The organism is Trichococcus flocculiformis (assembly GCF_900113645.1).
GTDB classification, from domain to species: Bacteria; Bacillota; Bacilli; order Lactobacillales; family Aerococcaceae; genus Trichococcus; species Trichococcus flocculiformis.
Map to the genome: position 1 here is coordinate 86022 of NZ_FOQC01000002.1, position 18682 is coordinate 104703.

34 protein-coding genes are annotated in these 18682 nt (G+C 42.3%); all 34 read right to left on the bottom strand.

Translation table 11 applies throughout. The features are described from left to right. Positions 1-8 precede the first annotated feature (8 nt). Positions 9-275, bottom strand: coding sequence for a chorismate mutase (locus tag BMZ71_RS01345; RefSeq protein ID WP_086987899.1), 267 nt, complete (start codon positions 273-275; stop codon positions 9-11). A gap of 11 nt (positions 276-286) precedes the next feature. Beyond that, positions 287-1060 (bottom strand): tRNA pseudouridine(38-40) synthase TruA, encoded by a 774-nt coding sequence (truA, locus tag BMZ71_RS01350; RefSeq protein ID WP_086987898.1) that lies wholly within the window; start codon positions 1058-1060, stop codon positions 287-289. A 124-nt stretch (positions 1061-1184) separates the two neighbouring features. Beyond that, positions 1185-1982, bottom strand: coding sequence for an energy-coupling factor transporter transmembrane component T family protein (locus BMZ71_RS01355; protein WP_086987897.1), 798 nt, complete (start codon positions 1980-1982; stop codon positions 1185-1187). Then, positions 1972-2883, bottom strand: coding sequence for an energy-coupling factor ABC transporter ATP-binding protein (locus BMZ71_RS01360; RefSeq protein WP_086987896.1), 912 nt, complete (start codon positions 2881-2883; stop codon positions 1972-1974). The genes BMZ71_RS01355 and BMZ71_RS01360 overlap by 11 nt, the downstream gene beginning before the upstream one ends. Further along, the gene (locus BMZ71_RS01365; RefSeq protein ID WP_086987895.1) at positions 2859-3698 is read right to left on the bottom strand and encodes an energy-coupling factor ABC transporter ATP-binding protein; all 840 of its coding nucleotides are present in this window, start codon (positions 3696-3698) and stop codon (positions 2859-2861) included. Before BMZ71_RS01365 ends, BMZ71_RS01360 begins: the two co-directional genes overlap by 25 nt. A gap of 395 nt (positions 3699-4093) precedes the next feature. Beyond that, complete coding sequence (gene rplQ, locus BMZ71_RS01370; protein WP_068558943.1) at positions 4094-4474, bottom strand: 50S ribosomal protein L17; 381 nt, start codon at positions 4472-4474, stop codon at positions 4094-4096. Positions 4475-4500: 26 nt separating this feature from the next. Beyond that, positions 4501-5445, bottom strand: coding sequence for a DNA-directed RNA polymerase subunit alpha (locus tag BMZ71_RS01375; RefSeq protein WP_086987894.1), 945 nt, complete (start codon positions 5443-5445; stop codon positions 4501-4503). 81 nt (positions 5446-5526) lie between these two features. After that, positions 5527-5913, bottom strand: coding sequence for a 30S ribosomal protein S11 (rpsK, locus tag BMZ71_RS01380; protein WP_068558948.1), 387 nt, complete (start codon positions 5911-5913; stop codon positions 5527-5529). Positions 5914-5940: 27 nt separating this feature from the next. Then, on the bottom strand, positions 5941-6306 hold the full coding sequence (gene rpsM, locus BMZ71_RS01385; protein WP_068558950.1) for a 30S ribosomal protein S13: 366 nt from the start codon (positions 6304-6306) through the stop codon (positions 5941-5943). A 20-nt stretch (positions 6307-6326) separates the two neighbouring features. Beyond that, on the bottom strand, positions 6327-6440 hold the full coding sequence (gene rpmJ, locus BMZ71_RS01390; RefSeq protein WP_062470716.1) for a 50S ribosomal protein L36: 114 nt from the start codon (positions 6438-6440) through the stop codon (positions 6327-6329). 33 nt (positions 6441-6473) lie between these two features. Then, on the bottom strand, positions 6474-6692 hold the full coding sequence (gene infA, locus BMZ71_RS01395) for a translation initiation factor IF-1 (RefSeq protein ID WP_068558953.1): 219 nt from the start codon (positions 6690-6692) through the stop codon (positions 6474-6476). A 135-nt stretch (positions 6693-6827) separates the two neighbouring features. Further along, a complete protein-coding gene (locus BMZ71_RS01400; RefSeq protein ID WP_086987965.1) occupies positions 6828-7472 on the bottom strand; it encodes an adenylate kinase in 645 nt (214 codons plus the stop codon). 67 nt (positions 7473-7539) lie between these two features. Next, positions 7540-8832: a preprotein translocase subunit SecY gene (secY, locus tag BMZ71_RS01405; protein WP_086987893.1), complete on the bottom strand. Its 1293-nt coding sequence runs from the start codon at positions 8830-8832 to the stop codon at positions 7540-7542. Beyond that, positions 8832-9272 (bottom strand): 50S ribosomal protein L15, encoded by a 441-nt coding sequence (gene rplO, locus BMZ71_RS01410; RefSeq protein WP_068558958.1) that lies wholly within the window; start codon positions 9270-9272, stop codon positions 8832-8834. Before rplO ends, secY begins: the two co-directional genes overlap by 1 nt. Before the next feature lie 33 nt (positions 9273-9305). Continuing rightward, on the bottom strand, positions 9306-9488 hold the full coding sequence (rpmD, locus tag BMZ71_RS01415) for a 50S ribosomal protein L30 (protein WP_068558960.1): 183 nt from the start codon (positions 9486-9488) through the stop codon (positions 9306-9308). A gap of 13 nt (positions 9489-9501) precedes the next feature. Further along, the gene (rpsE, locus tag BMZ71_RS01420; RefSeq protein ID WP_068558962.1) at positions 9502-10002 is read right to left on the bottom strand and encodes a 30S ribosomal protein S5; all 501 of its coding nucleotides are present in this window, start codon (positions 10000-10002) and stop codon (positions 9502-9504) included. A 20-nt stretch (positions 10003-10022) separates the two neighbouring features. Then, positions 10023-10379 carry a 50S ribosomal protein L18 gene (rplR, locus tag BMZ71_RS01425; protein ID WP_072763662.1) on the bottom strand — a complete coding sequence of 119 codons (357 nt, stop codon included), beginning with the start codon at positions 10377-10379 and terminating at the stop codon, positions 10023-10025. A gap of 64 nt (positions 10380-10443) precedes the next feature. Next, entirely contained in the window at positions 10444-10980 is a 537-nt protein-coding gene (gene rplF / locus BMZ71_RS01430) for a 50S ribosomal protein L6 (protein ID WP_086942213.1), read from the bottom strand. A gap of 37 nt (positions 10981-11017) precedes the next feature. Then, a complete protein-coding gene (rpsH, locus tag BMZ71_RS01435) occupies positions 11018-11416 on the bottom strand; it encodes a 30S ribosomal protein S8 (RefSeq protein WP_086626913.1) in 399 nt (132 codons plus the stop codon). Positions 11417-11450: 34 nt separating this feature from the next. Then, positions 11451-11636, bottom strand: a complete 186-nt coding sequence (locus BMZ71_RS01440) for a type Z 30S ribosomal protein S14 (protein ID WP_072763659.1) — start codon at positions 11634-11636, stop codon at positions 11451-11453. Positions 11637-11656: 20 nt separating this feature from the next. Next, positions 11657-12196: a 50S ribosomal protein L5 gene (rplE, locus tag BMZ71_RS01445; protein WP_068558969.1), complete on the bottom strand. Its 540-nt coding sequence runs from the start codon at positions 12194-12196 to the stop codon at positions 11657-11659. 26 nt (positions 12197-12222) lie between these two features. Then, on the bottom strand, positions 12223-12531 hold the full coding sequence (gene rplX, locus BMZ71_RS01450; protein WP_068558971.1) for a 50S ribosomal protein L24: 309 nt from the start codon (positions 12529-12531) through the stop codon (positions 12223-12225). Between the two features lie 34 nt (positions 12532-12565). After that, positions 12566-12934 carry a 50S ribosomal protein L14 gene (gene rplN, locus BMZ71_RS01455; protein ID WP_068558973.1) on the bottom strand — a complete coding sequence of 123 codons (369 nt, stop codon included), beginning with the start codon at positions 12932-12934 and terminating at the stop codon, positions 12566-12568. A gap of 43 nt (positions 12935-12977) precedes the next feature. Beyond that, positions 12978-13244, bottom strand: a complete 267-nt coding sequence (gene rpsQ, locus BMZ71_RS01460) for a 30S ribosomal protein S17 (protein WP_068558975.1) — start codon at positions 13242-13244, stop codon at positions 12978-12980. 27 nt (positions 13245-13271) lie between these two features. Continuing rightward, positions 13272-13466, bottom strand: a complete 195-nt coding sequence (gene rpmC, locus BMZ71_RS01465) for a 50S ribosomal protein L29 (RefSeq protein ID WP_068558977.1) — start codon at positions 13464-13466, stop codon at positions 13272-13274. After that, entirely contained in the window at positions 13456-13890 is a 435-nt protein-coding gene (gene rplP, locus BMZ71_RS01470; protein WP_068558979.1) for a 50S ribosomal protein L16, read from the bottom strand. The genes rpmC and rplP overlap by 11 nt, the downstream gene beginning before the upstream one ends. A gap of 3 nt (positions 13891-13893) precedes the next feature. Then, on the bottom strand, positions 13894-14550 hold the full coding sequence (rpsC, locus tag BMZ71_RS01475) for a 30S ribosomal protein S3 (RefSeq protein ID WP_068558982.1): 657 nt from the start codon (positions 14548-14550) through the stop codon (positions 13894-13896). Positions 14551-14553: 3 nt separating this feature from the next. Continuing rightward, positions 14554-14910 carry a 50S ribosomal protein L22 gene (rplV, locus tag BMZ71_RS01480; protein ID WP_068558983.1) on the bottom strand — a complete coding sequence of 119 codons (357 nt, stop codon included), beginning with the start codon at positions 14908-14910 and terminating at the stop codon, positions 14554-14556. Between the two features lie 20 nt (positions 14911-14930). Beyond that, positions 14931-15212, bottom strand: a complete 282-nt coding sequence (gene rpsS / locus BMZ71_RS01485; RefSeq protein WP_068558985.1) for a 30S ribosomal protein S19 — start codon at positions 15210-15212, stop codon at positions 14931-14933. A 53-nt stretch (positions 15213-15265) separates the two neighbouring features. Beyond that, entirely contained in the window at positions 15266-16096 is an 831-nt protein-coding gene (gene rplB, locus BMZ71_RS01490) for a 50S ribosomal protein L2 (protein WP_086987892.1), read from the bottom strand. A 34-nt stretch (positions 16097-16130) separates the two neighbouring features. Next, on the bottom strand, positions 16131-16415 hold the full coding sequence (gene rplW, locus BMZ71_RS01495) for a 50S ribosomal protein L23 (RefSeq protein WP_068558989.1): 285 nt from the start codon (positions 16413-16415) through the stop codon (positions 16131-16133). After that, positions 16415-17038 carry a 50S ribosomal protein L4 gene (gene rplD, locus BMZ71_RS01500; RefSeq protein ID WP_086987891.1) on the bottom strand — a complete coding sequence of 208 codons (624 nt, stop codon included), beginning with the start codon at positions 17036-17038 and terminating at the stop codon, positions 16415-16417. Before rplD ends, rplW begins: the two co-directional genes overlap by 1 nt. Before the next feature lie 26 nt (positions 17039-17064). Beyond that, positions 17065-17703: a 50S ribosomal protein L3 gene (rplC, locus tag BMZ71_RS01505; protein ID WP_068558993.1), complete on the bottom strand. Its 639-nt coding sequence runs from the start codon at positions 17701-17703 to the stop codon at positions 17065-17067. 38 nt (positions 17704-17741) lie between these two features. Continuing rightward, a complete protein-coding gene (gene rpsJ / locus BMZ71_RS01510) occupies positions 17742-18050 on the bottom strand; it encodes a 30S ribosomal protein S10 (protein WP_068558995.1) in 309 nt (102 codons plus the stop codon). Between the last annotated feature and the right edge of the window lie 632 nt (positions 18051-18682).

Genomic DNA, 18682 nt, shown 5'->3' on the forward strand with positions numbered 1-18682 from the left:
ATACTTTTTTATTCTTCGTTCTGTTTGGTTTCAAATGCCTTTGTGATCGTCATCAAGGAGCGGAAGAGGTCTTCCACGCTGTCTTCGTAGGCTTTGTTCTCGGTCAGACGGCGCACTTTATCCAACACCTTATCTTCCCTGGATTGGTCAAGAATCGGCAGCTTATGCTCTTTCTTGATCCGCGCGATCTCCGTCACTGCATCCATCCGGCGTTCGAACAGTTTTACCAACTCCCGGTCGATTATATCGATCTCCGCTCTTTCTTTTTCAAACATCGCTTTTCCCCCTAACCGTTCCTTAATTTTTCTTCATCATAGTAGACTTCCACGAGATACAATCCCTGCGACGGGGCTGTCGGTCCGGCTTTGCGGCGGTCTTTCACTTCCAAAAGGCGGTCGATTTCCTCGACCTTTTTCAGGCCGTCTGCGATCTGCAAAAGTGTCCCCACGAAAATTCTGATCATATTATAGAGAAAGCCGTTACCCCTGAAAGTGAAGACCAGCTCGTTATTCACTTCGTCTTTCCTGACGCTGGCTTCATAGACGGTGCGGACCAGATCGGTTTTATCCGTCTTTGTCGAGCAAAAACTGGTGAAGTCGTGTTCGCCTTCCAGTTTTTTGATGGCCTGCTCCAAATTCTCCATATTAAAGCGGTAAGGATGGTGCGTCGTGTAGAGTCGTTTGAAGGGATTCGGGAAGCGATCAAGATCGACCCGGTAAATATATTTTTTCCCTAGCGCGTGGTAGCGCGAATGGAAATCCTCTGCAGCGTGTTCCACCGATTTGATTAAAATGTCATCGGGCAGCAGGCTGTTCAGCGCCCGCAGCAGATGATCCGGCTTAATCGCAGCCGGGTAATCGAAATGGATAACCTGTCCAAGCGCATGGACGCCCGAATCGGTCCTTCCGGAAGCTTGGATCGGAATGATCTGCCCGTTCGACATTTTTTTCAACGCCTTTTCGATTTCCGTCTGGACACTGTTGCCGTTAGGTTGGACCTGATAGCCCACATAACTTGTTCCGTCATATTGCACGATGCATTTGTACCGTTGTGCAGTCATGGTTGGCGTATGCCCCTTTCTTATTTTGCTGATGTATGTGGTAGTTTTTCCATTTTAAAAGGGACCGGAATTGCTACCCGGTCCCCAGACTCGTTCTCTGGCGGCTTAATCAGCCCATATGCGCTCATGAGCGGAAGAACAATAACAACCCTGTCAATGCGACAAACGCCAGCATACTCAACGTATCGCGCTTCTGCCAATCAAGGATGCGGTACTTCGTCCGGCCTTCTCCGCCTTGATAGCCACGTGCCTCCATGGCATTTGCCAATTCATCAGCCCGGTTGAAGGAGCTGACGAAGAGCGGCACCAAAATCGGTGTGACGGCCTTCATCTGCTTGACGATATTGCCTTCGCCGAATTCGACACCGCGGGCCCGTTGTGCATTCATGATCTTTGAAGCCTCATCCATCAGCGTCGGCACGAAACGCAACGCGATGGAAAGCATCAGCGCAATTTCATGGACAGGAACTTTGAATCGTTTCAATGGTCCCAACAGCTTTTCAATCGCATCGGTCAACGACAACGGCATCGTCGTGAGCGTCAGTAGCGTCGAAATGAAGATGATGAGAACGAAACGCATGAAGATGAAGGCACCATTGATGACCCCGAATGAGGTGATGCTGATCGGTCCCAGCACTAAGTACGTTTCCCCTCCCCTTGTGAAGAGGATCTGCAGCAATACCGTGAACAAGATCAACCAAATCAGCGGTTTCACGCCGTTCAGAAAGACTGACAGTTTAATATCAGACAGAATAACGCACAAGAAAGTGAACAACGTCATGATCAAATAAGTCTGCCAGTTGTTGGCCAGGAAGATGACGATGATGAAATAGAAAGCCCCGATCAGCTTTGCGCGCGGATCCAGTCTATGGACCAACGAGCTGCCTTGGATATAGCGCCCGAACAGTAATTTATCCAACATGATTGCCACCCTCTTCCTTAGCGGCATTTTTGGAGCCTTTATTTTCGTTGATTTTAGCGATCAACACAGCCGCCAGCTGTTCGGTACGAAGCGGTCTTTCGTCGCCGAAGTCTACTCCGGTCCGTTTACTCAACCTATCCAGAAATGCTAGCCCATCCGGTAAGCCCAACTGCTTTTCTTGCAGCCATTGGGCATCCTGGAAAATCTCATCGGGCTGTCCCATTTTGACGACTGTCCCTTTTTCGAGAATGACAACATGATCCGCATAAGTCGCGACATCATTCATCTGATGCGTGACCAATACAATCGTCAGACCTTTGTCGATATGGAGTTGATTGAACATATTCATGATTTCCCGTCTGCCCGCAGGATCCAATCCTGCCGTTGGTTCATCCAGAACCAGCACTTCCGGTTCCATGGCCAATACGCCGGCTATCGCTACGCGTCTCATTTGACCCCCTGAGAGGTCGAATGGGGAACGATCCATGAAGGATTCATCCAAGCCAACCAAAGGCAATACGCGCTTCACAATCGCCATTGCATCCTCTTCACTGACGCCGAAGTTCATCGGTCCGAAGGCGATATCCTTAGCGATCGTCTCCTCGAACAGTTGCGACTCCGGAAACTGGAACACAATCCCTACCTTTTTCCGGAGGTCCTTCAGATTTTTGTTGTTCGATTTGTTCGTTATGATGCGGTCCCCTATCTTCACACTGCCTTCAGTGGGTTTCAATAAAGCATTCAGATGCTGCGTGACTGTTGATTTTCCGCTGCCGGTATGCCCGATCAATGCCGTATAACTGCCGTCCGGGATATTCAGGTTCACATCATAAAGAGCCCGGCTTTCGAAAGGCGTTCCGGCTGAATACGAGTAGCCTACTTTTTCGAAAGTAATGTCCATAACCAGTTCACCATCCCTTCCTCAGTCAAATAGTTTTCAGGAACTTCCAGTCCCTGTCTCTTCAATTGGTATTTCAGTTTTTCTGGGAACGGTATATCCAAACCGATATCGATGATTTCCTTGCCCAAACTGAATATTTCTTCCGGCGAGCCGATCCGTGTCAATTGCCCAGCCTCCATCACAAAGATGCGATTCGCTTTTGCAGCCTCATCAATGTCATGGGTGATCGAGATCACCGTCAGATTTTCTTTTTCTTTTATTTCCTGGATGGTCTCGATGACTTCATGACGGCCTTCCGGATCCAGCATGGTCGTTGCCTCATCGAGGATGATGATATCAGGAGACAAAGCCACGATTCCAGCAATCGCCACCCGTTGCTTCTGCCCGCCCGAAAGTCTTGCCGGTTCCTTGTCCAAGAAGTTGGCCATATTGACAGCCGCAACCGCATCGGCTACCCGCTTGACCATTTCCTCACGGGGAATGCCGACATTCTCCAAGCCGAAAGCAACGTCGTCCTGCACTGTTGAACCGACAAACTGATTGTCCGGATTCTGGAATACCATTCCGATTTTCTTACGGACATCCCAAACCGTCTCTGCATTCAGAGCTACTCCTTCGATGATGACTTCTCCGGAGTTCGCTTCTATCAGGCCATTGATCGTTTTGGCCAAAGTTGACTTGCCTGAACCATTAGGCCCGATGATGGCAATCCATTCACCTTGCTGGATTGTCAACGAAACGTTGTTCAACGCCGGTCTTGCATCTTCCTCTGAATAGGAAAAAGTCACATTGCGCAACTCGATAATTTCATTCATGATTGCAGTCCTACTTTCTCTTTTATTGAATCTATAAGGCCGTATCCGATCATCCGCCCGCAGACAAGCGGGTATAAAAAAAGATGAAAAATACGGCAAGGAAATGTCTACTTTAGTAAGTATAAACTACTCTCCCGTATTTTTCATCCACTGTCTTGACACAGCAAGGAAATAAAACGCTTTTATTTATATATCAAAAGAAACTAGAAAATATATTGGCATTTTCTAGTTTCTTTTGATAAAAAAAGGCACTTTTTTTGATGAAAAAATGCCCTTCCGAAAATCATGCGATCTTCGGAAGAACCTTGAGCTAGACTAGGGAGGCAATAAGCAGACCCATCATCATAACACTCTATTTCATCTAAAAGTGAACGTTTCATCTTTATGCGATTGAATTATACTAATTCAATGATAACCATTTGTGCTGCATCGCCACGGCGAGGTTCAGTCTTCAAGATACGAGTGTATCCGCCTTGACGTTCTGCATAGCGAGGTGCGATATCAGAGAATAATTTTTGTAACGCTGATTGAACAACGATTTTATCATCTTCTTCACGAACATCTGCTACTTCGTTACGAACGTATGCTGCAGCCAAACGACGAGCAGCTAAATCTCCACGTTTGCCTAAAGTAATCATTTTTTCAGTAGTTGAACGAATTTCTTTAGCACGTGCTTCAGTTGTAACGATGCGTTCGTTGATGATTAAATCAGTAGTCAAATCACGAAGCATTGCTTTTCTTTGAGCGCTTGTGCGTCCTAATTTACGGTAAGCCATCCTAGGTTTTCCTCCTTTGTGCAGTACTAGTCCTCTTGACGCAAGCCTAGATTAAGATCATTCAGCTTGTTCTTCACTTCTTCAAGTGATTTGCGTCCCAGATTACGTACTTTGATCATCTCTGCTTCAGACTTGTCTGTCAATTCTTGAACTGTATTGATGCCTGCGCGTTTCAAACAGTTATAAGAACGTACGGATAAATCCAATTCTTCGATAGTCATTTCCAGCATTTTCTCTTTATGTGTTTCTTCTTTTTCAACCATTATCTCGGCCTTGCGGGCTTCATCGGTCAGATTAACAAAAATATTCAAATGTTCCGTTAAAATTTTGGCAGCCAAGCTGACTGCTTCTTCTGGGCTGATGGAACCATCTGTCCAGACATCCAACGTTAATTTATCGTAAATATTTTTTTGTCCGATGCGAGTATTTTCAACCTGATAATTCACCTTGCTGATTGGAGTATAAATGGAGTCGACTGGCAAAACACCGATCGGCATATCTTCCGTTTTGTTATATTCGGAACGAACATAGCCACGGCCATTTTTTACATCCAAACGAACATGAAAATGTGCTCCCTCTGAAACTGTACATATATATAAATCAGGGTTTAAGATTTCCACATCGCTGTCATGGGTAATATCCGCTGCAGTCACGACTGCTGGACCTTTTACGTCAATCTCGATTGTCTTGTCTTCGTCCGTATACAATTTCAAAGCTAATTTTTTGATGTTCAGAATGATTTGGGTAACATCCTCGACAACACCATCAATCGTTGAAAATTCATGTAGAACACCATCGATTTGGATAGTTGTTACAGCTGTACCAGGAAGTGAAGATAATAGAATTCGACGTAATGAGTTCCCAAGTGTTGTTCCATAACCGCGTTCTAGTGGTTCTACAACGAATTTACCGAATTTGGCATCTTCGCTGATCTCAATCGTTTCAATTCTTGGTTTTTCAATTTCGATCATTTATCAATTTACCCCTTTCAAAACGTGAAGTTCATGTTAGTGAGTCCATTGCGTTTCGTTACATAACAGTACAATTCTCAATTAAACACGACGACGTTTTGGTGGACGGCATCCATTATGAGGAACGGGCGTTACATCGCGAATTGCGGTAACTTCCAATCCTGCAGCTTGTAATGAACGAATGGCAGCTTCACGTCCAGAACCAGGACCTTTAACAGCTACTTCGACTGTTTTCATGCCATGTTCCATAGAAACTTTAGCTGCTGCTTCTGCAGCCATTTGTGCAGCATAAGGAGTAGATTTACGAGAACCTCTGAATCCTAATGAACCTGCTGACGACCATGAAATAGCATTTCCATGAACATCTGTAATCATAACAATAGTATTATTAAAAGTTGAGCGGATATGTGCTACACCAGCTTCAACATTCTTTTTTACGCGGCGTTTGCGAGCTACTTTTTTAGCCATGAAGTTTTGACCTCCTTCACTTAATTATTATTTTTTCTTACCAGCGATTGATTTAGCTGGGCCTTTACGAGTACGTGCATTGTTCTTTGTGTTTTGTCCGCGAACAGGCAAACCACGACGGTGACGCATTCCTCTGTAAGATCCGATTTCGATCAATCGTTTAATATTTAGGTTTACTTCACGACGAAGATCACCTTCAACCTTTAATTTATCCACTTCAATACGGATACGGTCTAATTCATCATTCGTTAAATCACGAACACGAGTATCTTCTGAAACCTCAGCTGCTGCTAAAACTTTTTGAGCTGTGTTTAATCCGATACCAAAAATATAAGTTAATGAAATAACTACACGTTTGTCACGCGGAACATCTACTCCTGCGATACGAGCCATTTATAGGCACCTCCTTGTTATTATCCTTGGCGTTGTTTGTGTTTGGGATTTTCGCAAATCACCATAACACGACCATTGCGGCGAATGACTTTGCATTTTTCGCAAATGGGTTTTACTGATGCTCTAACTTTCATTTAAATTCCCTCCTATTTAGTGATGGAGTGCAATTATTTAAAGCGGTAAGTAATGCGTCCACGAGTAAGATCGTACGGAGATAATTCTACCGTAACTTTATCGCCTGGCAAAATGCGGATGTAATGCATTCTAATTTTACCAGATACGTGAGCTAATACTATGTGACCATTTTCAAGTTCGACTTTAAACATTGCATTGGGCAAAGTTTCAACGACAACTCCTTCGATCTCAATGACATCGTCTTTCGCCACGCCTGCTAACCTCCTAACATTCTGTTGAGCTGATTAATCTCATGTCTTGGCAATTTTTACTCTAACTGCTAGATTATACCATAGCAAGTATCTATTGAAAAGAAATTTACGATTAACTTCAAATGACATTTGCAACTATTCTATAATCTTTTGGATTTCAGTAAACAACTTGTCGATGCCGATTTCGCCATCCACATTGTGCAACAATCCTTTTTCGCTGTAAAATGCAATGATTGGTTGAGACTGTTCAAGATTAATCTGAATGCGATTTTCTACGGTTTCAGGTTTATCATCTTCGCGTTGATAGAATTCGTGTCCGCCACAACGATCGCACGTTCCTTCTATTTTAGGAGGATTGTTTGTTTTGTGGTAAGTCGCTCCGCAAGAGCGGCAAATGATTCTACCCGTTAGACGTTGCATCAAAACCTCAGGGTTCACATCAATGTTAATAACAGCATCGATTTTTTTGTCGAGTTCATTCATGATAGCTTCAAGTGCTTTTGCTTGTACGAGGGTTCTTGGAAAACCATCCAACAAAAAGCCTTTTTCAGTATCAGATTCTGCTAATCTCTCTTTAACGATTCCGTTTGTAACTTCATCTGGAACAAGTTCGCCTTTATCCATATATGATTTTGCTTCCAGGCCCAAGGCTGTCTCATTTTTCATAGCAGCTCGGAACATGTCCCCTGTAGAGATATGCGGAATATTGTATTTCGCGATGATCTTTTCAGCCTGTGTTCCTTTTCCAGCACCGGGAAGACCCATAATAATTAGGTTCATCATTTTACTGCCTCCTAAAGATGTAAGCATATGTGACGAGGAAATCACTTTCCCCCTCACAAACTTACTATTGAATAAATCCTTGGTAATTACGTTTAACCATTCGACCTTCAATTTGTCTTGCCGTTTCCAATGCAGTACCAACTACAATCAGAAGACTTGTACCGCCAAGGGCGAGCGAGTTCGGCAAATCCCACAAACCTGAGGCAATGATCGGCAATAGCGCAATCAGTCCAAGAAATAGCGCGCCGACCGTACTTAATCGCATAATCATACCGGAAATGTAATCTTCTGTCCCTTTACCCGGGCGTACACTTGGAATATAGCCGCCTTGCTTTTGCAAGTTCTCTGCCATTTTTTCAGGGTTAATCTGAATGAAGGCATAGAAGTAAGTGAAGACAACGATCAATACCGTATAGATTGTTGCACCGATGGGTTCACGGTAATTAAAGATGGTTGACAAAATTTGATACCAGCTGGCTTCACTTTGACTTGCCGCGAAAAATCCAAGGATCGTCTGCGGTGTCATCATGAAAGAACTGGCAAAGATTACTGGAATGACTCCAGCTGAATTGATTTTCAAAGGCAAATGCGCGGATTGATTCGAACCGGAAGCACGCTTGGAATATTGAATGGGGATTTTACGTTCAGCTTGTTGAACGTACACAACGAGTATGACCACCAATAATATTGCTATCAATAGCGCGACCGAGAACAAAATATTGTTCATCAAATCGGATCCTGCATCCACAAAACGATCATTATAGTAAGTGTAAAGATCTGAAGGGATTCTTGCGATGATACCAGAGAAAATGATCAATGAGGTTCCGTTTCCGATCCCATGCATTGAAATCGATTCTCCGATAAAAACAACAAGCATCGAACCTGCCGTCATCACTAACGCGATGATCATATAAGTTGTCGTCCCCGGATCATTTACCAGCCCAAATGCTGAGAGTTGGTTGAAACCGATCGATAGACCGACAGATTGTACAAATGCTAAAATGACTGTCAAATATCTTGTTACTTGATTTAATTTTCTTCTACCTACTTCACCCTGTTTAGACCATTCCACGAATTTGGGAACAATATCCATTTGTAACAATTGAACAACAATAGAAGAAGTGATGTATGGCGAGACACCCATAGCGAAAATGGAATACTGACTCAGTGCTCCACCTCCGAATGTGTCCAACAGACTGAACAAGCCCGTCGATGCCAAGTTTGCGATGGCACCCGCATCAACACCCGGTACAGTAATATGTGTTCCGAGACGGAACACAATCAGCATACCTAGAGTAAAAAAGATTCTATTTCTAATGTCTTTCGCCTGAAATGCATTTTTCAGAAGAGCAAACATTAGATCACCTCAACAGTCCCACCTGCAGCTTCGATAGCTTTTTGTGCTGCTTCGGAGAATTTATTAGCTTTAACTGTCAGTTTTTTCTCAACGCTTCCGTTGCCTAAAACTTTGATGCCTGATTTTTCATCTTTGACAATACCAGTTTCAACTAATAAAGCTGGAGTAACTTCTGTACCATCTTCGAAACGGTTTAAGATTTCTAAGTTGATGACAGCATATTCCTTACGGTTGATATTCGTGAATCCACGTTTTGGAAGACGACGGAACAATGGAGTTTGTCCACCCTCGAATCCAAGTCTCACACCGCCGCCTGAACGGGCTTTTTGGCCTTTATGTCCACGACCGGATGTTTTACCATTACCGGATGAAGATCCGCGACCGACACGGTTACGTTCTTTACGTGAGCCTTCAGCAGGTTTTAATTCATGAAGTTTCATAGTAACTTGGCACCTCCTTCAATCTGATATTTATTATTTAACTTCTTCTGATGTTACTAAGTGGCTTACTGTGTTAATCATGCCCAAGATAGCTGGGTTAGCTGGTTTCACAACAGTTTTGCCGATTTTGGACAATCCCAAAGCCTTGCAAGTATCTTTTTGGTTTTGAGGACGTCCGATCAAGCTGCGTGTTAAAGTGATCTTTACTTCTGCCATGATGTAGTCCTCCTTATCCTAGTAATTCTTCAACTGATTTGCCGCGTAATTTCGCAACATCTTCAGCATTTTTCAATTGTTTCAAGCCATCGATTGTAGCACGTACCATATTGATAGGTGTGTTAGAACCAAGGGACTTGCTTGTGATATCAGCGATACCAGCTAATTCAACAACGGCACGGACTGGTCCGCCTGCGGATACTCCGGAACCGGATTTAGCAGGTTTCAACATTACGTTACCGCCACAGAAAGTTCCGATAACTTGGTGTGGGATTGTTGATTCAGACATTGGAACTTCAATAAGGCTCTTTTTAGCAGATTCGATAGCTTTACGAATAGCTTCTGGAACCTCGGCTGCTTTACCAGTACCGAATCCTACATGTCCGTTTCTGTCTCCTACAACAACTAAAGCAGCAAAGCGCAGACGACGTCCACCTTTAACAACTTTTGTTACACGATTGATTGCAACAACGCGATCTTCTAATTCAATATGAGCTGGGTCAACATAAACCATGTGTGGTTATCCTCCTTTTCCTAGAAATCTAGTCCATTTTCGCGGGCAGCTTCAGCCAAAGCCTGCACACGACCATGGTACAGATAGCCACCACGGTCAAAGACTACTTTTTTGATACCTTTAGCAACAGAACGTTCAGCAATTAGTTTTCCAACTGCAGCAGCAGCTTCAGTTTTAGTACCGCTTGCGATTTCTGATTCTTTTGTAGAGGCACTTGCTAGCGTCACACCCGCTACGTCATCAATTAATTGAGCGTAGATGTTTTTGTTGGAACGAAAAACGTTCAAGCGTGGGCACTCTGCAGTACCAGAGATTTTTCTTCTTACGCGTGCGTGTCTAGCTTGGCGCACTTTGTTTTTATCTGGTTTAGTAATCACAATTGTCACCTCTTTAATTTAATTTTGTTGGGTCGTTCAGGAAGCAAGTAATAATAGCGGACTATTATTTACCTGTCTTACCTTCTTTACGACGGATAATTTCGTTAACGTATTTGATCCCTTTGCCTTTGTAAGGCTCTGGTGGGCGTACGCCGCGGATGTTGGCTGCCAAAGCGCCTACTTTAGCTTTATCGTAACCTTTAACGATGATTTTAGTGTTAGTTGGTACTTCCACTTCAATACCGTCTTCAGGTGTGAATTCCACTGGATGAGAATATCCTACGTTCAATACAAGTTTTTTACCTTGCAATTGAGCACGGTACCCAACCCCTACTAAGTCCAATTCTTTCGCAAATCCTTCAGATACACCTACAACCATGTTGTTCAACAACGCGCGTGTAGTACCGTGAATGGATTTAGTGAATTTCTCTTCGTTAGGACGAGTGAAAGTAACAGTGTTTCCTTCGATATTGATACCGATCATTTCATTAAATGTGCTAGTTAATTCGCCTTTAGGGCCTTTAACCGTAACAGTGTTACCTTGTTGAGTAACGGTTACGCCAGCTGGGATTTCGATTGCTTTATTACCAATACGACTCACAGGGCTGCACCTCCTTATTTTCTCTTATTTTTTTAAATTACCAAATATAAGCTAATACTTCGCCGCCGATGTTTTTCGCTCTTGCTTCTTTGTCGGTGATAACACCTTCAGAAGTAGACACGATTGCGATTCCTAAACCATTCAATACTTTAGGGATGTCGCCAGTTTTAGCGTATACACGCAAACCTGGTTTTGAAATACGTTTCAAACCAGTGATGACGCGTTCGTTGTTTGGACCATATTTTAAGAATACACGGATAACACCTTGTTTGTCGTCTGAAGTGTAATCAAAGTTTTTGATGAAACCTTCAGCCTTAAGAATGTTAGCGATCTCTAATTTTGTCTTTGATGCAGGCACTTCTAAAGATTCGTGACGTACCATGTTGGCATTACGAATACGAGTTAAGAAATCTGCGATTGGATCTGTCATGACCATTTACATTATACCTCCTTTTGCGAGTATGGTTAAATTACCAGCTAGCCTTTTTCACGCCGGGAATTTGTCCTTTATAGGCAAGTTCACGGAAGCAAATACGGCAAAGTTTGAATTTGCGATAAACTGAATGTGGACGTCCGCAGCGTTCACAACGAGAGTAAGCTTGAGTAGAATGTTTTGCGGGACGCTTGTTTTTAGCAATCATGGATTTTTTAGCCAATTATTATTCGCCTCCTTAGCTTATTTTTGGAATGGCATTCCAAGTTGAGTCAATAATTCTCTTGATTCTTCGTCAGTGTTAGCTGTAGTTACGATAACGATATCCATACCACGCACTTTGTCGACTCTATCATAGTCAACTTCTGGGAAAATCAATTGTTCTTTGATACCTAAAGTATAGTTTCCACGACCATCAAAAGATTTTTTGCTGATCCCACGGAAGTCACGTACACGTGGTAATGAAACTGTTACTAGTTTATCCAAGAAGTCGTACATTCTTTCGCCACGAAGAGTAACTTTGGTGCCGATAGGCATACCTTCACGTAAACGGAATGCTGCGATTGATTTTTTAGCTAACGTGATGACTGGTTTTTGACCAGAGATCAAAGTTAATTCTTCAACTGCTTTATCCAAGTTTTTTGTATTTGAAACAGCATCACCCACACCCATGTTGATGACAATTTTGTCAATTTTTGGTGCTTGCATGATTGAAGTGTATTCAAATTTTTCCATCAATGATGGAACGATTTCTTTTGTATATCTTTCTTTTAAACGGTTCATTTAGAATATCCTCCTTCCTCTAATAATTAATCAATGATTTCGCCGGTTTTTTTGGAAACGCGGACTTTTTTGCCATCTACGACTTTAGATCCTACGCGAGTAGGTTCGCCAGTTTTAGCATCAATTAACATAATGTTAGAAACATGGATAGGTGCTGCTTCTTCAAGAATTCCACCTGTTGGGTTTGTTTGGGAAGCTTTGCGATGTTTCTTGACAATATTAATGCCTTCGACAATAACACGATCTTTTTTAGGGAAAGTTTTAAGGATGACTCCTTCTTTACCTTTATCTTTTCCAGTAATGACTTTAACTTTATCACCAGTTTTTACGTGCATGCTTTGTTGCACCTCCTTCATTTATGACAGTTGATTACAATACTTCTGGAGCTAGGGAAACGATCTTCATGTAGTTGTTGTCACGCAATTCACGTGCAACTGGTCCAAAGATACGTGTTCCACGAGGGCTCTTGTCGTCACGAATGATTACACAAGCATTTTCGTCAAATTTGATGTAAGAACCATCTTTACGGTGTGCGCCGTGTTTCGTACGAACGATAACAGCTTTAACTACATCACCTTTTTTGACAACACCACCGGGTGTAGCTTGTTTTACTGTGCAGACGATTGTATCACCAATTCCTGCGAATTTGCGGTTTGAACCACCTAAAACTTTGATAGTTAACACTTCTTTAGCGCCTGAATTGTCGGCAACTCTTAAGCGGGATTCTGTTTGTATCACGTCAGTATCCTCCTTCCGGATATAAAAATATTTATTTGTCTGATTAGATGATTACTGATTCTTCAACAACTTCCAGTAAACGGAAGTTTTTAGTAGCAGATAGAGGACGAGTCTCCATAATTCTAACTACATCTCCCATTTTTGCTTGGTTGTTTTCATCATGTGCTTTGTACTTTTTAGAGTACTTAACGCGTTTGCCGTAAGTTGGATGTGTTTTTGTTGTAGATACTTCTACAACGATTGTTTTATCCATTTTATCGGAAACAACAACACCTTGGTAGACTTTACGTTGGTTACGTTGTTCAGTCATTTCGTTGTGACCTCCTTTGCTGATCTACTATTTTTGCAATTCTTGTTGTCGCAATACAGTTTTAATACGTGCAATTGATTTGCGTACTTCTTTCAAGCGGGCAGTATTTTCTAACTGGCCGGTTGCAAGTTGGAATCGTAGATTGAATAATTCATCTTTGAATTGTTTTTCTTTTTCAATCATTTCAGCAGTGGATAACTCTTTAAGTTCATTAGCCTTCATTCGATTCACCACCAATTTCTTTACGTTTTACAATTTTTGTTTTAACTGGCAATTTGTGAGATGCAAGACGTAGAGCTTCGCGTGCCACTTCTTCAGGAACACCTGCTACTTCGAACATGATTTTGCCGCGTTTAACTGGAGATACCCAACCTTCAGGAGCCCCTTTACCAGAACCCATACGGACTCCGATAGCTTTGGATGTATATGATTTGTGAGGGAATATTTTGATCCAAACTTTCCCACCACGTTTCATGTAACGAGTCATAGCGATACGAGCTGCTTCGATTTGACGGTTTGTGATCCAATGAGAGTCAACAGCTTGCAAACCATATTCACCGAATACTACTTCTTTTCCGCCTTTAGCTTCTCCGCGCATTTTTCCACGGAACTCACGACGGTGTTTTACACGTTTAGGTACTAACATTGGTTATTTCCCTCCTTTCTCAGTTGTTTTTTTTGCTGGTAAAACTTCACCACGGTAAATCCAAACTTTAACACCTAATTTACCATAAGTTGTATCTGCTTCTTCCCAAGCGTAGTCAATGTCCGCACGCAATGTATGCAATGGAACAGTTCCTTCAGAATGAGTTTCAGCACGAGCGATATCTGCACCATTCAAACGACCAGAAACCATAGTTTTGATCCCTTTAGCGCCAGATCTCATTGTACGTTGGATAGCTTGTTTTTGAGCACGACGGAAAGCTACACGGTTTTCCAACTGTTTAGCGATACCTTCAGCAACCAATTTAGCGTCCAAATCTGGTCTTTTGATTTCCACGATGTTGATGTGTACTTTTTTACCAGTCAGTTCATTTAACTCTTTACGAGTTTTTTCAACTTCAGAACCGCCTTTACCGATTACCATACCAGGTTTGGCAGTATGAATAGAAACGTTTACGCGGTTAGCGCCACGTTCGATTTCGATTTTAGAAACAGAAGCTTCGCTTAAGTTCTTTTCGATATATTTACGGATACGTAAATCTTCATGTAAGAAAGCTGCGAAATCTTTTTCAGCGTACCATTTAGCATCCCAATCACGGATGATGCCGACACGCAATCCTAATGGATGAATTTTTTGACCCACAGATTATCCCTCCTTCTTTTCTGATACCACGATTGTGATGTGGCTAGTACGTTTCAAGATTGGTGAAGCTGAACCTTTTGCACGTGGACGGAAACGTTTCATCGTTGGTCCTTCGTTAACATAAGCCTCGCTTACTACCAAGTTTTCGATATCTAAATCATAATTATGTTCTGCATTGGCAATTGCTGACATCAACACTTTTTCTACAACGGGCGAAGCGCCACGCGGTGTGAATTTCAGAATGGAGATTGCTTCTCCGATGCTCTTGCCTCTGATAAGATCCACTACTAAACGAACCTTACGAGCGGCAATGCGAACAGTTTGTGCAGATGCTTTTGCAGCTGTGATTTGTTCTGGCATGTTATTTCCTCCCCTCGTAATTAACGGCGACCTGTTTTCTTGTCGTCTGCGGCATGGCCACGGTATGTTCTTGTTGGAGCGAATTCTCCTAATTTGTGTCCTACCATGTCTTCTTGAATGTAAACTGGAACGTGTTTTCTTCCATCATAAACTGCAATCGTTTGACCGATGAATTGTGGGAAAATTGTAGAGCGGCGAGACCAAGTTTTGATTACTTGTTTCTTTTCGCTAGCTAGAGCAGCTTCAACTTTCTTAATTAAATGTTCATCGACAAAAGGTCCTTTTTTCAAACTACGACCCATGGTGAAGCCTCCTTTCGATTATGTGTTGCTTCAGTCAATTATTGTTGTGATAATTATTTTTTGCGTCCGCGAACGATCAGCTTGCTAGATTTAGCTTTCTTGCTACGAGTTTTGTAACCAAGAGCTGGTTTACCCCAAGGAGTAACTGGCGCTTTGCGTCCGACTGGAGATTTACCTTCACCACCACCGTGTGGGTGATCGTTCGGGTTCATTACAGAACCGCGGACTGTAGGGCGTTTACCCAACCAACGGTTACGTCCTGCTTTACCGATGTTGATCAATTCGTGTTGTTCGTTACCTACTGAACCGATTGTTGCACGGCAAGTTGAAAGGATTAAACGTACTTCGCTTGAGTTCAAACGAACTAATGTATATTTACCTTCTTGTCCAAGTACTTGAGCACTTGTACCGGCTGAACGGATCAATTGACCGCCTTTGCCTGGTTTTGTTTCGATGTTGTGGATAACAGTACCGACTGGGATGTTTGCCAATGGCATTGCGTTTCCGATTTTGATATCAGATCCTACTCCAGATTCGATTTGTTGGCCTACTTCGATGCCTTTAGGGGCAATAATGTAAGTTTTGATTCCATCAACATATTGGATCAATGCGATGTTTGCGGTGCGGTTTGGATCGTACTCGACAGCTTTGACGATACCAATAACTCCATCTTTATTACGTTTGAAGTCGATCACACGGTAAGCACGTTTGTGTCCACCAGCTTGATGACGAACGGTAATTTTACCTTGGTTGTTACGACCGGCTTTTCTTTTGATTGGTTCGATCAAAGATTTTTCAGGTGTTGTTTTTGTGATCTCTGCGAAATCAGAACCAGTCATATTACGACGGCCGTTTGTGGTAGGTTTGTATTTCTTAATCGCCACGTTTTTTCCCCTCCTATTTGATTATTTCAAAAGATTAATTTTCGAATAATTCGATTGTTTTAGAATTTTCAGTCAAAGTGATGATTGCTTTACGGCGTTTTTTTGTATAGCCTTTGTATTTACCCATACGTTTAAGTTTGCCGCGAACATTCATGATGTTTACGTTTTTAACATCTACACCGAACAATGATTCGATAGATTGTTTAACCAATGTTTTGTTAGCACGTACATCTACTTCAAAGGTATATTTCTTTTCATCCATTGCAAGCATAGAAGCTTCCGTGATGATTGGGCGTTTGATAACGTCTGTTGCTTCCATTATATAAGAGCCTCCTCTACCTTAGAAAGAGCAGCTTGTGTCAAGACTAATTTGTTGTTTGAAACAACATCCAATACGTTGATTCCTGTTTCGTTAACGACTGTTACACCAGGAAGGTTACGTGCTGATAATGCTGCAAAATCGTTGTCGTTTTCTACAACAACCAATACTTTCGTATCAACGTTAAGGTTTTTCAACACATTTGCAAATTCTTTTGTTTTTGGTGCATCGAAGTTCAATGTTTCAACTACGATCAAGTCTCCTTCAGCAACTTTCGTTGAAAGAACTGATTTGATAGCTAAGCGACGAACTTTCTTGTTTAATTTATAGCTGTAAGAACGAGGTGTTGGTCCAAAGACAACTCCGCCGCCAACCCATTGTGGTGAACGGATTGAACCTTGACGTGCACGGCCTGTTCCTTTTTGTTTCCATGGTTTACGACCACCACCGCTGACAGCGCTGCGGTTTTTCACTGCGTGAGTTCCTTGTCTTAATGAAGCGCGTTGCATGATGATTGCATCGTATACAACGTTTTCGTTAGGCTCGATCCCAAAGATTTCATCATTCAAAGTTACTTCACCGTTTTGTGTTCCATCTTGTTTAAATAAGGCTACGTTTGGCATTTTTCTCGTTCCTCCTCTCTTTTATATTATTTGTTTGCAGCTTTGCGGGCTACTTTGATTTCGATTAATGATTTTTTAGAACCAGGTACGTTCCCTTTGATCAGGATTACGTTTTTCTCAACGTCAACCATAACGACTTCAAGGTTTTGGATAGTAACGCGATCGTTACCCATACGTCCTGCTAATTTTTTGCCTTTGAATACGCGGGATGGGAATGAAGCAGCACCCATTGAACCCGGACGACGATGGTAACGAGATCCGTGGGCCATTGGTCCGCGGCTTTGTCCGTGACGTTTGATTACGCCTTGGAAGCCATGTCCTTTAGTGGTACCAGTAACATCAACAATGTCGCCGGCTGCAAAGATATCAACTTTGATTTCTTTTCCTACTTCGTATTCTCCTAGCTCAACATTGTTAAATTCACGAATGAAGCGCTTAGGAGCAGTTTTTGCTTTTGCTGCATGACCCTTAGCAGGTTTGTTTGACAATACTTCACGCATTTCTTGGTAGCCTAGTTGTACCGCTTCGTAGCCGTCTGTTTCGTTAGTTTTAACTTGTAAAACAACGTTTGGAGTAGCTTCGATAACTGTAACTGGTACTAACTCACCGTTTGCAGTAAAGAATTGAGTCATTCCTACTTTTTTGCCTAAGATTCCTTTGGTCATGGTAACACCTCCGTTTGTTTTTTATATGATAGGTTTGATTATAATTTGATTTCGATGTCTACGCCGCTTGGTAAATCAAGCTTCATCAAAGCGTCAACAGTTTTTGTTGTTGGGTTGATGATGTCGATCAGACGTTTGTGTGTAAGCATTTCGAACTGCTCACGAGAATCTTTGTACTTGTGAGTAGCACGGATCACTGTGTATAGTGATCTTTCAGTCGGCAATGGAATCGGACCAGAAACGGTAGCTCCCGTTCTTTTTGCTGTTTCCACGATTTTATCCGCTGATTGATCAAGAGCACGGTGTTCATATGCTTTTAAACGAATACGTATTTTTTGTTTTGCCATGTTGTTCCCTCCTTCGTCAGATGTAATTCATAAGACTAGCTCCACGAAAATTCCCCGGCACACCCGCCGTGACAAAGCGACCGGGTGTGTCGCAACCTCTCGTCTCTTAGCTGCGGTTCCCGATTGTACGATAACCAATACATTATTCATAACCATGAATGCCGTACCAATATATTATACATAATCGCATTAAGCAAAGCAAGTCTTTTCTGAAAATAATAATAAAATTAGTGCCGATTTTTTCAAAATCTTCTGCTCTTGCTCTCAGAATACTTTTTTTGCCCTTTCACTATTATACAGAAACCGATCGGGATAGCAAACAATTTGAATTTCTGCGCCGCAACTATTACCGCGCCTTTTTTTATCGCGGACTGCTTTTCTCGGATTATCAGAGCCCTTTATATTTATATAGAAGAAACACAATTTTTTCGGGAGGCTCATGCAAGAATAATATTTTGTTGCAGCAGCCAGTTCATGTCAGTTTGCTTTTTCGCCACTTACATCTTTTTTACTTTTTTCATGCAGCTACAGCCCTTATCCGATGAGAGTCCGCACACCAATTGCGAAACAGAGATACATTCTTTTTCATAAAGCATTTCGGTACCTTCCCGTGTCAATTAATATCACAATGC